18 protein-coding genes are annotated in these 12,502 nt (G+C 60.0%); 11 read left to right on the plus strand and 7 right to left on the minus strand.

Annotated elements, in window-relative coordinates; genetic code table 11:
* Positions 1–37 precede the first annotated feature (37 nt).
* Together DQ393_RS03395 and DQ393_RS03400 are read left to right on the plus strand one after the other, a co-directional pair.
* The gene (locus tag DQ393_RS03395; RefSeq protein ID WP_092711997.1) at positions 38–427 is read left to right on the plus strand and encodes a group II truncated hemoglobin; all 390 of its coding nucleotides are present in this window, start codon (positions 38–40) and stop codon (positions 425–427) included.
* Between the two features lie 7 nt (positions 428–434).
* On the plus strand, positions 435–812 hold the full coding sequence (locus DQ393_RS03400; protein WP_112340402.1) for a DUF423 domain-containing protein: 378 nt from the start codon (positions 435–437) through the stop codon (positions 810–812).
* Positions 813–847: 35 nt separating this feature from the next.
* Here DQ393_RS03400 and DQ393_RS03405 read toward each other — a convergent pair whose 3' ends face one another.
* The 5 genes from DQ393_RS03405 to DQ393_RS03425 all read right to left on the minus strand — a co-directional run bounded on the left by DQ393_RS03405 (position 848) and on the right by DQ393_RS03425 (position 3,707).
* A complete protein-coding gene (locus DQ393_RS03405) occupies positions 848–1,162 on the minus strand; it encodes an antibiotic biosynthesis monooxygenase family protein (protein WP_112340403.1) in 315 nt (104 codons plus the stop codon).
* A gap of 18 nt (positions 1,163–1,180) precedes the next feature.
* Entirely contained in the window at positions 1,181–1,459 is a 279-nt protein-coding gene (locus DQ393_RS03410) for a hypothetical protein (protein WP_112340404.1), read from the minus strand.
* Entirely contained in the window at positions 1,456–1,854 is a 399-nt protein-coding gene (locus DQ393_RS03415) for a DUF2325 domain-containing protein (RefSeq protein ID WP_112340405.1), read from the minus strand. The genes DQ393_RS03410 and DQ393_RS03415 overlap by 4 nt, the downstream gene beginning before the upstream one ends.
* Positions 1,855–1,990: 136 nt before the next feature.
* Positions 1,991–3,235: an energy transducer TonB gene (locus DQ393_RS03420; RefSeq protein ID WP_169645321.1), complete on the minus strand. Its 1,245-nt coding sequence runs from the start codon at positions 3,233–3,235 to the stop codon at positions 1,991–1,993.
* A gap of 4 nt (positions 3,236–3,239) precedes the next feature.
* Positions 3,240–3,707: a hypothetical protein gene (locus DQ393_RS03425; RefSeq protein WP_112340406.1), complete on the minus strand. Its 468-nt coding sequence runs from the start codon at positions 3,705–3,707 to the stop codon at positions 3,240–3,242.
* A gap of 192 nt (positions 3,708–3,899) precedes the next feature.
* Between DQ393_RS03425 and hemP the strand changes: the two genes are divergently transcribed.
* From hemP to DQ393_RS03460, 7 genes are all read left to right on the plus strand, one after another.
* On the plus strand, positions 3,900–4,073 hold the full coding sequence (hemP, locus tag DQ393_RS34195; RefSeq protein ID WP_112340564.1) for a hemin uptake protein HemP: 174 nt from the start codon (positions 3,900–3,902) through the stop codon (positions 4,071–4,073).
* Between the two features lie 9 nt (positions 4,074–4,082).
* Positions 4,083–5,138, plus strand: coding sequence for a hemin-degrading factor (locus tag DQ393_RS03435; protein WP_112340407.1), 1,056 nt, complete (start codon positions 4,083–4,085; stop codon positions 5,136–5,138).
* Positions 5,139–5,148: 10 nt separating this feature from the next.
* Complete coding sequence (locus DQ393_RS03440) at positions 5,149–6,081, plus strand: heme/hemin ABC transporter substrate-binding protein (protein WP_112340408.1); 933 nt, start codon at positions 5,149–5,151, stop codon at positions 6,079–6,081.
* A gap of 37 nt (positions 6,082–6,118) precedes the next feature.
* Positions 6,119–7,192 (plus strand): FecCD family ABC transporter permease, encoded by a 1,074-nt coding sequence (locus tag DQ393_RS03445; RefSeq protein ID WP_181592282.1) that lies wholly within the window; start codon positions 6,119–6,121, stop codon positions 7,190–7,192.
* 7 nt (positions 7,193–7,199) lie between these two features.
* The gene (locus DQ393_RS03450; protein WP_112340410.1) at positions 7,200–7,991 is read left to right on the plus strand and encodes a heme ABC transporter ATP-binding protein; all 792 of its coding nucleotides are present in this window, start codon (positions 7,200–7,202) and stop codon (positions 7,989–7,991) included.
* Positions 7,992–8,163: 172 nt separating this feature from the next.
* On the plus strand, positions 8,164–8,514 hold the full coding sequence (locus tag DQ393_RS03455; RefSeq protein ID WP_112340411.1) for a glycine zipper domain-containing protein: 351 nt from the start codon (positions 8,164–8,166) through the stop codon (positions 8,512–8,514).
* A gap of 9 nt (positions 8,515–8,523) precedes the next feature.
* Complete coding sequence (locus tag DQ393_RS03460; RefSeq protein ID WP_112340412.1) at positions 8,524–8,928, plus strand: hypothetical protein; 405 nt, start codon at positions 8,524–8,526, stop codon at positions 8,926–8,928.
* Positions 8,929–9,063: 135 nt separating this feature from the next.
* On the opposite strand, the gene DQ393_RS03465 is transcribed toward DQ393_RS03460, so the two are convergent.
* Positions 9,064–9,615: an RNA polymerase sigma factor gene (locus DQ393_RS03465; protein ID WP_112340413.1), complete on the minus strand. Its 552-nt coding sequence runs from the start codon at positions 9,613–9,615 to the stop codon at positions 9,064–9,066.
* A gap of 12 nt (positions 9,616–9,627) precedes the next feature.
* Positions 9,628–9,834 (minus strand): NepR family anti-sigma factor, encoded by a 207-nt coding sequence (locus tag DQ393_RS03470; RefSeq protein ID WP_112340414.1) that lies wholly within the window; start codon positions 9,832–9,834, stop codon positions 9,628–9,630.
* A gap of 261 nt (positions 9,835–10,095) precedes the next feature.
* On the opposite strand from DQ393_RS03470, the gene DQ393_RS03475 reads away from it, so the two are divergent.
* Together DQ393_RS03475 and DQ393_RS03480 are read left to right on the plus strand one after the other, a co-directional pair.
* Positions 10,096–10,890, plus strand: a complete 795-nt coding sequence (locus tag DQ393_RS03475; RefSeq protein WP_112340415.1) for a response regulator — start codon at positions 10,096–10,098, stop codon at positions 10,888–10,890.
* 147 nt (positions 10,891–11,037) lie between these two features.
* On the plus strand, positions 11,038–12,069 hold the full coding sequence (locus tag DQ393_RS03480; protein ID WP_112340416.1) for a sensor histidine kinase: 1,032 nt from the start codon (positions 11,038–11,040) through the stop codon (positions 12,067–12,069).
* Positions 12,070–12,502 lie beyond the last annotated feature (433 nt).

The following is a 12,502-nucleotide window of genomic DNA, read 5'->3' on the forward strand; positions in this document are numbered from 1 at the left end:
CAATTGCCATGTAGACATCGCAAACAGGGGCCTGGGCTTGAGCGAAGAAACCATCACACTTTACGAAGCGATCGGCGGCGACCGAACCGTACGGGCGCTGACTGCGCGCTTTTACGAACTGATGGATACGCTGCCGGAGGCGGCCAATTGCCGTGCCGTGCATCCGCCGAGCCTCGAAGGCTCGCAGGAAAAATTCTACGAATATCTGACCGGCTATCTCGGCGGGCCGCAGCTCTATATCGAGAAGCGCGGCCATCCTCGCCTGCGCAGTCGCCACTTCGTTGCCGCCATCGGCCCGAAGGAGCGCGATGAATGGCTGCTATGCTTCCGCCGCGCTATGGATGAAACCATCGAGAATGAAAAGCTGCGGGCTATCATCTGGGAACCGGTTGAGCGTCTGGCTTTCCACATGCAGAACAGGGAATGAGGAAAACATGAGAATCGGCGCCATAATCCGTCCGGTCACCCTGTTTATCGCCGGCATTCTCGGCGGCGGCGGTGTGGCGCTTGCCGCAGCCGCGACCCATGGTGGCGACACGCATTTCCTCGGCGCGGCTTCCACCATGAGCCTTGCCCACGCCCCTGCCCTTCTGGCGCTCTATGCCGGCTATGATCGTATCCGCACGGCGCCGGCGGCAGCTATCCTGCTAGGGTTGGGAACGCTGGTTTTCGCCGGTGATCTCGTCAACAGGCATTTCGGCGGTGGCTCGCTCTTTCCGATGGCTGCACCGACAGGTGGAATGGGTATGATCGCCGGATGGGCGGCGGTAGCGCTCGGCGCTTTCTTCAGAACCGGTGCGACCAAGGCCTGAGAGAGACCTATCTTGCCGAGGTAGGTGACGCTGCCTCAAATCCCCGGCACGACAGCAAAACCTTCGAATTGCGGCGGCCCCCAATAGAGCCGCTTGTTATCGGCCGCGTTGCGGTGGGCCATGCGAAAATGCTCGGATTTCGTCCAATTCAGAAACGCCTCTTCGCTGTGCCAGGTCGTGTGCGAGGAAAACAACGTATAGCCCTCCTCCACGCTCGATTTTCCGCGCAATAGGCGGAATTCGAGAAAACCTGGGACTTCCGATAATCGTGAATCGCGGCCTCTCCAAACCTCTTCGAATTCGCCCTCCAAACCGATGACGACCTTGAAGCGGTTCATGGCGATATACATGGCAACCTCGTTCGACGATCAGACCTTCTTGCGATGGCCTACAGTCTTATCTACGGCAGGCGCAAAGGCAACGACATTTGCGCCATTGCGGCTTGCTTCATCGAGCGGCTGCTCCGGCGCCTCTCCCGGCGGCCGCGTCCTCCAGGCTGGAAATGTCGCGACATTGGCGGCCCGCCGTTGTTCCTCGGCGCGGCGCATCAGCAATTCATAGAGTTCGGGCACCAGGCCATCGCCGTTCTGTGCGGCCAGCTTGTGCAGGCCGATCAGCAGAAACCCGTCAGGGCCATGATCGATCATCGGGAAGCATCTCGTTCGTTCATGGTCTGCAGCGCTCGCTCGAGGCTCGACTTGCTGCCATTGCGCAAAGGGATAAACGCCTTGCCGAATTTCTTGCAGCCCGTCTTCACCCGCAGGCAGGCGTCGTGGCTGATGCAATCGATCGGGCAGAACACACAGTCGACCGATGGCAGCACGGTATCGATCCGCGATACCGCTTCGCGCAGGCCGCCATCATGATGGATCAGCTCGGCGCCGAAGCTGCTGGCGATCTCTCGCAGATGCGCCACCTGGCAATCGCGCCCACCCACATAGAGGAAGCTGCGTCCATCGAGAGTGGATTTTCCGGAAACCGGTGCCGTTGTCTGCGCCTCACGGCTCTCGCGGCCAGAATCCTTCTTCCCCTTACGCGCCATGCATCACCCGCTTGCTGGTTGCTCTTATGCCCTCGACTCCATCGAGCGCGATGGCGACCATATTAAACTTGATTTTTGCAGTAAAGTATAAAGTTGAGAATTTTCATCATATTTTAAAGCAGTGCCGGCGCAAGGGCTAGCGCCCGCCGACCTGAACCGCTTGCATGAACGGCCAGGTCGGCCTGCCCCACTCCGAAGGCAACGGTGGAAATGGCGCCGCATTCCGGATCTGCTCCATCACGGCCTGATCCAATCCGGAGTCTCCGGAGCTACGTGCCACGGAAAGAGAACGAAGCTCGCCACCGGAACCAATCGTCAAGTTTATAACGAGTGTCAGGCCCTTTTCATATTTCGAGGAGACCCGTTGAACATAGCGCCGAATACGAGATTGCACTTTGCCTTTATAGTTTGCGACAGCGGCATCACCCGAACCCGTGCGGCGAGCATTTACTTGCGAACTTGCGTCGGACTGTGCGGTCTCGACACCATCGGCAGAGCCTCGCTTGGTATCCTCCCGGCTCTCCCCTCGTGACCCCGACTTTGCCTTGGCGACCTTTGCAACCGGCCTCTTGATTTCCTTCGGCTTCTCGATTGGCTTCGGTTTTTCTACAGGCGTTGCCACTGCCGTGGGCGGCTCTACCGGCTGGGCTTCGACGACCTCAGTCTCCATGGGCTGCACCGGTTCGGCGGGCTGAACCACCGTCGTCTCGGCCGGTGCCTGCGTCGCCAATATCTGCGGCTGCTCCGGCACGACTGTCATTGGTTGAGCCTGCTCGACAGGTTCAACACTTTGCACCTGCTGCGTCTCGACTTCCTGTGGCTGAACGACGTCCGGCTGCGGTGGCTGAGTCTCTTCCGGCGCTACCTCGCTTGGCTGAACCGTTTGCGGCTGCACGGCCTCGGCCGTCACCTGTTCCGGTTCGCTCTGCGGCGTCTCCTCGCCGGCGGCCATCTGATCGGTATCGGAATTGCCGATCATGATGACGCTGACAGTGTCGCCGGCTTCCTCCTGCGCCTCTTCCGGCGCCGCCACGAAGGTCAGCAACACCACGGCAACGATCGCGGCATGAAACAGGCAGGACCCCATACCGGAGAAAAGCAGTGACGTCCTATGCCCGGCAACAACGTCGCGCGGCCTTTCGGGCAGCGCGTCCATCGGCAGGTGCTCCGCCGTCTCGACGGGCGCGGCTTCGCCTGGATGATCCGGAAAGGAACTGATCTCACTAAATCGACTGTAATGCGCCACTGCTTCGCCGGCCGGCGGTCGCGGCGTGCCCTCAAGGCCGGTCAGCTCGTGGCCCGGCAGCATACTCGGATGGTTGTCATTCAAGCCGCCGTTGCCGCGGCGTTCCATGGAAACCCTGGCCGAGCGTGTCGCCATGGCTTCAGCCCTCGAAGGGAACTGATGTCTGGGAACGGGTGGTCAGCGCCGCCTTGCATTCGCCGGCTGCCGGGCCATCACAGACCGGCGTATCATTGATGATGATGCGCGATACGGTCTCGCACTTCACGCCGGGCATATCGAATTGCCGTACTCGCTTCTTGCCGAGCGGCAGGTCGCGAAAATCGAGAACGGTAACGCGATCGACCGCGTTCTTGTCGTTGAAGAAGGCGAGTTCGAAGGAAATCTTGCTGATTGGCGTCGCCATGTCGTTTTCGGCGACGAAGGTCATCATGCACCCCTTCTGCGAAGGCGCCAGTGCATTGAGCTCGACGTCGAGCTTGTGTGCGGCGGCCGGAGCTGCCGATGCAGGCGCCGCTGCCGCATTCGCATCCTGGGCGGATGCGGGAATGGAGGATGCCGCGGCAAACAGCCCCGAGATAGCGAGCGCCAGGATCGTTTTCGTCAGCATCGGCATGCCTCCTGAATATGTTTTGACGCTTACCTCCGGGCCGACGGCCCTCGCGTGTAGCGTCGAAATTTTTAAACTTGACTTTGTCAGTCTCCTATTGCGTGTTTATGAAACCATGAGTATGAGAGTCAAGATAAATTTGGTCGCACGACGGTTCGGCCCCCGATGAATTTTCAGGCAAAACTAAACAGGATGATTGCTGAGAAGCCCCCTACGCCGCCGGTGCAGTGCATGGCCGCACCGCAGGTAAGAATTGTCGAGAGCACGGATATTTTCCGGGGCCAGACCGAAATCATGATCAGGCACGAGGGCGTCATCTACCGCATGAAGATTACGCGCCAAGGCAAACTCATACTCAACAAATAGGCATGACAGATGACTGATACGACCCGACCGACCCCTGCCGAAATCCGGGCCTTCCGCGCCGAAAACCCGAAGATGCGCGAGCGCGACATCGCTGCCCGCCTCGATATTTCCGAAGCTGCTCTGGTTGCAGCGGAAGTCGGCATTTCCGCCATCCGCATCGACGCCAATGTCGATCGCTTTTTGGAGCGGATCGCCTCGCTCGGCGAGATCATGGCGCTGTCGCGCAATGAAAGCGCCGTGCATGAGAAAATCGGCGTCTATGAAAACATGAAATTCGGCGCGCAGGCGGCCATCGTGCTTGGGGAAAATATCGACCTGCGCATCTTCCCGAAGCGCTGGGTGCATGGTTTTGCCGTCACCAAGACCGATGGCGATCAGAAAAAACTGAGCCTGCAGTTCTTCGACAAGGCCGGCGATGCCGTCCACAAGGTGCATCTGCGCCCCGCCTCGAATGTTGAAGCCTATCACACCATGGTCGCCGAACTGCGCATCGAGGACCAGTCGCAGGAATTCATTGAAGACCGCTCGGGCTATGACAGCGGCGCGACGGATGGCGATGTCACCCGCGACGAACTGCGCGACCACTGGAGCCGGATGACCGACACGCACGAATTCTTCGGCATGCTGAAGAAGCTGAAGATCGGCCGTCAGGACGCAATCCGCACCGTCGGCGACGATTATGCATGGAAGCTGGATACCGGCGCTGTCGCCGAGATGATGCACGCCTGCGTGCGCGAGGGGCTGCCGATCATGTGCTTCGTGGCCAACGAGGGCACTGTGCAGATCCATTCCGGCCCGATCTTCAACGTGCAGACCATGGGTCCCTGGATCAACGTCATGGACCCGACCTTCCATCTGCACCTGCGGCTGGATCACATCGCCGAGGCATGGGTGGTGCGCAAGCCGACCAAGGACGGCCATGTCACCTCGCTCGAGGCCTACAACGCCCAAGGCGAGATGATTATCCAGTTCTTCGGCAAGCGGAAAGAAGGCTTCGATGAGCGCCCCGATTGGCGCGCCATCCTGGAGAGCCTGACGAGATCAGGCACCAGCGTTGCCGCGTGAGAGATGGTCCATGACGATGTTTAAGAACTTGAAGCGCATCAGGCTGTGGGAGGTCGCACTCACCATGGTGGTGATGGCCCTGCCGCTCGTGCCGGCCAATCCGATCTCCAGCTTCGGCAGCCTGGTGCGCCAGGCGCATGCGGCCGAAACGCCCAAGCCGGATACGTCGCGCCTCGTTTCCATCGGCGGTGATATCACGGAGATCGTCTATGCGCTCGGCGAGGAAAAGCGGCTCATCGCCCGCGATTCCACCAGCCTCTATCCGAAAGAAGCGACCAAGCTTCCCGATGTCGGCTATATGCGTGCCCTGTCTCCAGAAGGCATCCTCGCCGTCAATCCGACCGCCATCATCGCCGTCGAGGGTTCCGGCCCGCCGGAAGCCCTGGCCGTGCTGCGCAATGCCAGCCTGCCCTTCGAAACCGTGCCGCAGCACTATGACCGTGACGGCATTCTGAAGAAGATAGAGACCGTCGGCGCACTGCTCGGCGTACCGGAAAAGGCGAAGGCACTGGAAGACAAGGTTGCGGCCGATCTCGATGCGGCAATCGCTGACTCCGCCAAGCGTCCGGAGGACGAGCGCAAGCGCGTGCTCTTCGTGCTCAGCAATCAGAATGGCAAGATCCTCGCATCCGGTAGCAACACGGCCGCCGATGGCATCATCAAACTCACCGGCGCCGTCAATGCGATCAGCGGCTTTTCCGGTTACAAGTCGGTGACGGACGAAGCGATCATCGAAGCCAAGCCCGACGTCATCCTCATCATGGATCGCGAAGGGCCTCTGTCGATATCGGATGAGGACCTGCTGAAGCAGCCGGCCATTTCACTGACGCCGGCCGCCGGCCGCAAAGCGATCGTTCGCATGGACGGCCTGTACCTGCTCGGCTTCGGACCACGCACGGCCAGCGCCATTCGCGAGTTGAACGCCGCGATTTACGGAGGCTGACGTGGCATTCAACGATGCCGTGGCGGGATTGAAGCAGATGTCGCAAACCACGGCACGCCGCCGCGCGGGGGATCGCACCGCACGTGCCATCCTCGTCATCGCCGGTCTCGCTCTGGTTTCCGCCGCTGCATTTTTCTTCTCCATCATGACAGGCGCCTCGAATGCTTCGGTGTTCGACGTGATGACAGGCATGCTGGGCGGCAGCGTGGAAAGCGCACTCAGCAACCGCGACCGTATCGTCATTTTCGACATCCGCCTGCCCCGCGCCATGCTTGGCTTCCTGATCGGCGGTGGATTGGCGGTATCGGGTGCGGTCATGCAGGGCCTGTTCCGCAACCCGCTGGCCGATCCGGGTCTGATTGGCGTGTCCGCCGGCTCCAGCCTCGGCGCCGTGTCCATGATCGTCCTCGGCGGTGGCGTGCTTGCTCCGGTCGCGCATCTTTTCGGCATCTTCGCGCTGCCGCTCGCAGCTTTTATCGGCGGCCTGGTAACGACCATTCTGCTCTACAGGATAGCAACCAGGCAGGGACAGACATCCATCGCGACCATGCTGCTTGCGGGCATCGCCCTCGGGTCTCTCGCTCTCGCGGCAACAGGAATCCTCATCTACATGGCCGACGACCGGCAATTGCGCGATCTCACCTTTTGGAGCATGGGATCGCTGGCGGGCTCGACCTGGAGCAAGGTCAGCGGTGCCGGCCCTATCATCGTCCTTTCCCTTCTGCCGCTTCCCTTCATGGCACGCGGCTTGAATGCACTGACGCTCGGCGAGGCTGCTGCCTTCCATATGGGGATATCAGTGCAGCGGCTGAAGAATATCGCTATAGTCAGCGTGGCGGCTGCAGTCGGCGCCTCCGTCGCCGTCAGCGGCGGCATCGGCTTCGTCGGTATTGTGGTGCCGCATATTCTGCGTATGGTCATCGGACCCGACCACCGCTTCCTGCTGCCGGCGTCCGCGCTGCTCGGCGGCTCGTTGCTGATCGTGGCCGATGTCGTTGCCCGCACCATCGTGTCTCCGGCGGAATTGCCGATCGGCATCCTGACGGCCGGTGTCGGCGGCCCCTTCTTTCTGTGGATGCTGCTGCGGCAGCGCTCGCGCCTCAGCCTGTGAACCTGCGATGATCGAAGTCTCCAATCTGAGCGTCCGGCTTTCCGGCAAGGCGGTCGTGCAGGATATATCCTTCACGGCCGAGGCCGGAACGCTGACTGCGATCTGCGGGCCGAACGGCTCCGGCAAGACCACTACGATGAAAGCGATCTCCGGCGAACTGGCCTATCGCGGCTCCGCGCAGGTGAACGGCGCGGAGATCGGCAGGCTGGAAGCCTGGCAGCTCGCCGAAACGCGCGGGGTCCTGCCGCAGGCAAGCTCCATCTCCTTTCCCTTCACTGTCCGTGAGATCGTTCGCATGGGTCTGACAAGGGGGCGCAACCGTCACCCCGAACAAGCGGATCGCACGGCTGCGGAGGCCCTCGCCGCCGTCGATCTTGGCGGCTTTGAAGGACGTTTCTACCAGGAGCTTTCCGGCGGCGAACAGCAGCGCGTGCAGCTTGCCCGCGTGCTCTGCCAGATTCCTGAACCCGTCGTCGACGGCAAGCCCTGCTGGATGCTTCTCGACGAGCCGGTCTCCAGCCTCGATATCAGTCACCAGATCACCATCATGACGCTTGCCCGGCAGTTCTGCCGGCGGGGCGGCGGCGTCATCGCCGTGATGCACGATCTCAACCTGACCGCACTCTTCGCCGACCGAATGATCCTGCTCAAGGACGGCCGGCTGCGGGCCAAGGGCGCCGTCAAAGACGTGTTGACGGACCGGCATCTCCAGGAGGTCTTCGGCTGCAATCTAAGGGTCAACCGCATTCCTGCCGACGGTGCCCCCTTCGTTCTAGCTCACAGTGCGCTGATCGACTGACCCTGCTTCCACCGGCCTTTCCGGAACTTTTTGCTGCACCCGCGCGTTGAAACCATGTGATCGAAATCGATGTTTCGAACGCTTGATTGTCTGGTGCGTTGGATAATTTCCGATCATCGCGACCAACAGGGTGTCCCCAGGGGCGCCGAAGCAAAGCGAAAGGGAGCTGAACATGGCTACATCCATTCTCCATTCGGTGCGCGGCAAGCGCAATGGCAGCAGCCTGCATGATGTCGAGGCAAGCATTGAGGAGCAGATCGAATCGCTGCGCGAGGAAGTTGCAGCTTTCGCCAAGCTGATCGGTGAAAACAGCGCCAAGCAAAGCAGGAAGCTACGCGCCAGCGCCGAGTCCGGTTTCGATGATCTGGCGGTTCGCGGCGAGGAGCTGCTGCGGGAGCTCCAGCGCGGCTATGCAAGGGGCTCGCGCGAAATGCGCAGGACCGTCCGGCAGCATCCCGTCGCTACCGTCGGGGCGGCGGCTGCTTTCGGCCTTGCCATCGCCCTGCTTCTATCTCGCCGCTAGGGTGGCGGGATGATCGCCCCGATCCTTGGCCTGCTTCTGTCAGGCATGTTCAACCGCACCGTTGCGCGGACCAAGCGCAACGGTATTTTCATCGCCATTGCGGCTCTTCTCCTGCTGACGGCCTATGCCTTCGCGCTGATCTCGGCGGCCATCTGGCTCGCGACGATCTACGGCGCGGCCATCTCGGCCCTGCTGATTGCGGCAGGCGCATTGCTGCTCGGACTGATCGTCCTTGTCATCATGGCGATCATCAACCAGCAGGAACAGCGCCGCGCCCGCGAACGCCGGCTGGCAATGGAGTCGATGGCAGCGGCAGCTCTTGGCCTTGTGCGCAAGCAGCCGCTGATGACCGCAGCCGTTGCAGCGGCCCTCGTATTCGGCAACCTCTTCGCCACGAGCGACGATGACGATTGACCCGCCAGCCTTCAACGCCTGCTGGGCGTTGAAGAAAATCGCGGGCAATACATCGGAGCGCGCCAAGCAGGCACAATGCCACGAATGAAATGATCCAGTGGAAGAGAAGACCCGGTCGAGAGACTGGGTTTTCTGTTAGAAGGCGAACGCCTTGGAGGTCAGCGGCGCTGACGTGGCATCCGGACCGAAATCCGCCTCGCCGGAAATATCCAGCAGTTCCTGCAGGCGCTGGCGGGCGCGGTTGACGCGGCTCTTGATGGTGCCGACGGCGCATCCGCAAATTTCGGCGGCTTCCTCATAGGAGAATCCTGAAGCGCCTACCAAGATGATGGCTTCGCGCTGATCCGGCGGCAGCTGATCCAGCGCTTTGCGAAAATCCTGCAGATCGACCGCCCCATATTGAGAGGGATGAGTTGCCATGGATTCGGTAAACACGCCGTCGCTGTCCTGTACCTCGCGGCCGCTTTTGCGCATCTGGCTGTAGAGTTCGTTTCGCAGGATGGTAAAGAGCCAGGCTTTCATATTCGTGCCCATCTCGAAATGATCCTGCTTGGCCCATGCCTTCATGATCGTGTCCTGGACAAGATCATCGGCGCGATCGTGGCGGCCGGTCAGGGAAATGGCGAATGCTCGCAGGCTCGGAAGGGCCGCAAGGAGTTCGCGCTTGAAGCTTGATTGCGTTTCCATCACGCCCACCTCCTATTCGGAGACCTTTGCGGAAGCCAGGCGCTCGGCCTGATCAAGCTTCTCGAGCAGATCGAGAAAGCGATCGGGAATGGCTTCGTCCTGCATGGCGGCATAAAACGAACGCAGCCGGTTGCCGATTTGGTTGTTGGGGTCGAGGATATCCACCGCGCGCAGGTCTGATGTCTTCTTGTCTGCGTCCTCGTGATTTTGGATAGTCATTATAGCCCGCTCGCTTCTTAATTGTCTCGCGTTCATGGATAAGCGCACCCTTTGCCTCCCGTCAGGAGACAGATTGACCTCATCCAAACATATTGCCTAACGAATCGTAAAGGATGAGATCTGCCGATTGTAAGCATTGTAATGCGACTGCCTAAAAAAAGTTCCGCCAAAGAGGAACTTTTTTACTCAATTGACGTTTGTTAGTCATTGCAGCGTCCGCGCTGTATTTAATTAGAATTTGATAAAAGGCGGGAGCCATTGATGACACTTTCGACACGCATTGCGCCGCATCTTCCCTATTTGCGGCGTTATTCACGTGCTTTGACCGGAACGCAGACGTCGGGAGACGCCTATGTTGCTGCGGTTTTGGAAGCCATCATCGCTGACATCTCCATCTTTCCGGACACGGACAGCGACCGTGTTGCACTCTATAAACTGTTCACGAAGCTGTTCGGTTCCGTGACTCTTCAGATTCCCGAGCCGATGTCGCCCTTTGCCTGGGAACAGCGCGCCTCGGTGAACCTTTCCAAGGTGTCTCCGCTTGCCCGCCAGGCATTCCTGCTTGCCTCCGTCGAAAGTTTCCGTCTCGGCGAGATCGCCGATATCCTGGACGTCTCTGAAAGCGAGGCCATGCATCTTCTCGATACGGCCTCCCAGGAAATCTCGCGCCAGGTGGCGACGGATATCATGATCATCGAGGATGAGCCGCTGATCGCGATGGATATCGAGCAGATGGTGGAAAGCCTGGGACATCGCGTCACCGGCATCGCCCGCACGCATGCCGAAGCCGTCGCTCTCTATAATGCGACAAAGCCCAACATGGTGCTTGCCGACATCCAGCTCGCGGACGGCAGTTCGGGTATCGACGCCGTCAACGACATTCTCAAGACCGCCAGCATACCGGTGATCTTCATCACCGCCTTCCCGGAGCGGCTGCTGACGGGCGAACGGCCGGAGCCGACCTTCCTTGTAACCAAGCCATTCAATCCCGACATGGTGAAGGCCCTGATCAGCCAGGCCCTTTTCTTCAACGAAACCACAAAGGTGGCTGCCTGATCGAAGTGCCCCCTCCGCAGCGGAACAAAGATAACGGCCGGACGTTGCCGTTCAGACCGGCCGGTTTACCGACTGTTATGCAGCGCGATTTAATAGGTCGGTTCGAGTTCTTGGAAATGAGAATGCCCTATCGGCGGGCTTCTCAAAATGCGAGTGAAAGGCAAGCCGGTGAATACGTCTGAACCATTACCCGGTGCGCCTTTGAGCTTGGAAGGCAAAGCGGCTCTGATGGAGCGGGCGCTTGCGAGCGCCAACGTGTCCATCCTGTTTCAGGATGTAAATTTAGCGATCCGTTTCGCCGACAACCTGCCGGACCAGCTGCGGCCATCCCTTGTCATCGGAGGCAACGACTCGCATCTGTTCGGCGAAAAGGATGGCGAGCATCTCTTGCGCCTGAAGCAGGGCGTGCTCGAAAGCGGCAAGTCCGCAACCGCCGAGGTTGAGATGGCAAGCGGCGACGGCGTTCGCGTCTATGAGCTGAAGATGGAGCGCATCGGCGGGCGAAAGGCGCAAGGTGTGCTGTCGGTCATTTCCGAAATCACCGAGAGCCGCCATCGCGAAAAAGTTCTGAAATCGCTGCTGCGCGAACTGTCGCATCGTTCCAAGAACCTGCTGGCGATCATACAGGGTATTGCCACGCAGACCGCGCGCCACACGCTTTCCGTCGACAATTTCCTCATCAAGTTCCGTGGTCGCCTGCAATCTCTCTCGAATTCGCAGGATCTCATCACGGATTCGAGCTGGCGCGGTGCGTATCTGTTCGAACTTGCGGAAAAGCAGTTCGCTCCCTACTGGCCAGATGCCGGCGTGCCGATGCCGATTTATGGAATCAATGCGCATCTGACGCCCAATGCAGCCGTGCATCTGGGGCTGGCGCTGCACGAACTGATCGTCAATTCCGCCTCACACGGCGCGATTTCGACGGGCGCCACCAGCATCACGCTGAATTGCAAGGAGGCCGAACTCGACGGCAAGAAGGCAATCGAGGTAGCCTGGTCGGAGCGCTTCTATGCGCCTTCCGATCACGAATTCGAGGATAACAGCTTCAGCCGTACGGTGCTCGAGCGCGTCGTGCCGACCTCGATGAACGGCCGCGCCGATTTCGCCATCACGGACGGCAGCATCGGCTATCGCCTTACCATTCCCGAGACTGAGTACGAGATCCTGAGGCGCCGCTGAGGCGCCGCCCGCCTTCAAGACGCGCCAAGCTGTAACACTTTGAAATTATGCAGGAGACAAAGGAAAACAGCCAGTGCGACGGCGGCGCACTGGCTGCTTTGCACTCATCGGGAGGGGACCGTGAGTATAATCCTGAGATGTTATTGGGCGTGCATCAGGAGATGCGATCATCGTCAGGATACCGTCATAACGACGCTGGGGACCCTTGGTTCCATGCCACCCAAGAAAAAATTCACCTATTCTTCATATTCTTCCCAACGCCAAGGCGCGGATAGCGCTTCGATCGCCGTCCCGCTGGGAGAGCGAGATGGCCACCTCTTCGGAATTCTTTTCACCGTCAGCCAAATAAAGCCAGCGAAAGCATGGGTTGAACGATCACGATCGATCGAAGCCGCATGTTTCCTCACACGGTTCGCCGCACGTTCGGCGACCC

This window comes from Martinezella tropici (genome assembly GCF_003287875.1).
Lineage (GTDB): Bacteria > Pseudomonadota > Alphaproteobacteria > Rhizobiales > Rhizobiaceae > Rhizobium > Rhizobium tropici_C.

What these genes read in the sequence shown, in the direction of transcription:
- DQ393_RS03400 (WP_112340402.1), top strand. Translation starts at nt 435, where the DNA reads ATGAGAATCGGCGCCATAATCCGTCCGGTCACCCTGTTTATCGCCGGC.
- DQ393_RS03405 (WP_112340403.1), bottom strand. Translation starts at nt 1,162, where the DNA reads ATGTATATCGCCATGAACCGCTTCAAGGTCGTCATCGGTTTGGAGGGC.
- DQ393_RS03410 (WP_112340404.1), bottom strand. Translation starts at nt 1,459, where the DNA reads ATGATCGATCATGGCCCTGACGGGTTTCTGCTGATCGGCCTGCACAAG.
- DQ393_RS03415 (WP_112340405.1), bottom strand. Translation starts at nt 1,854, where the DNA reads ATGGCGCGTAAGGGGAAGAAGGATTCTGGCCGCGAGAGCCGTGAGGCG.
- DQ393_RS03420 (WP_169645321.1), bottom strand. Translation starts at nt 3,235, where the DNA reads ATGGCGACACGCTCGGCCAGGGTTTCCATGGAACGCCGCGGCAACGGC.
- DQ393_RS03425 (WP_112340406.1), bottom strand. Translation starts at nt 3,707, where the DNA reads ATGCTGACGAAAACGATCCTGGCGCTCGCTATCTCGGGGCTGTTTGCC.
- hemP (WP_112340564.1), top strand. Translation starts at nt 3,900, where the DNA reads ATGATTGCTGAGAAGCCCCCTACGCCGCCGGTGCAGTGCATGGCCGCA.
- DQ393_RS03435 (WP_112340407.1), top strand. Translation starts at nt 4,083, where the DNA reads ATGACTGATACGACCCGACCGACCCCTGCCGAAATCCGGGCCTTCCGC.
- DQ393_RS03440 (WP_112340408.1), top strand. Translation starts at nt 5,149, where the DNA reads ATGACGATGTTTAAGAACTTGAAGCGCATCAGGCTGTGGGAGGTCGCA.
- DQ393_RS03445 (WP_181592282.1), top strand. Translation starts at nt 6,119, where the DNA reads ATGTCGCAAACCACGGCACGCCGCCGCGCGGGGGATCGCACCGCACGT.
- DQ393_RS03450 (WP_112340410.1), top strand. Translation starts at nt 7,200, where the DNA reads ATGATCGAAGTCTCCAATCTGAGCGTCCGGCTTTCCGGCAAGGCGGTC.
- DQ393_RS03455 (WP_112340411.1), top strand. Translation starts at nt 8,164, where the DNA reads ATGGCTACATCCATTCTCCATTCGGTGCGCGGCAAGCGCAATGGCAGC.
- DQ393_RS03460 (WP_112340412.1), top strand. Translation starts at nt 8,524, where the DNA reads ATGATCGCCCCGATCCTTGGCCTGCTTCTGTCAGGCATGTTCAACCGC.
- DQ393_RS03465 (WP_112340413.1), bottom strand. Translation starts at nt 9,615, where the DNA reads ATGGAAACGCAATCAAGCTTCAAGCGCGAACTCCTTGCGGCCCTTCCG.
- DQ393_RS03470 (WP_112340414.1), bottom strand. Translation starts at nt 9,834, where the DNA reads ATGACTATCCAAAATCACGAGGACGCAGACAAGAAGACATCAGACCTG.
- DQ393_RS03475 (WP_112340415.1), top strand. Translation starts at nt 10,096, where the DNA reads ATGACACTTTCGACACGCATTGCGCCGCATCTTCCCTATTTGCGGCGT.
- DQ393_RS03480 (WP_112340416.1), top strand. Translation starts at nt 11,038, where the DNA reads ATGCGAGTGAAAGGCAAGCCGGTGAATACGTCTGAACCATTACCCGGT.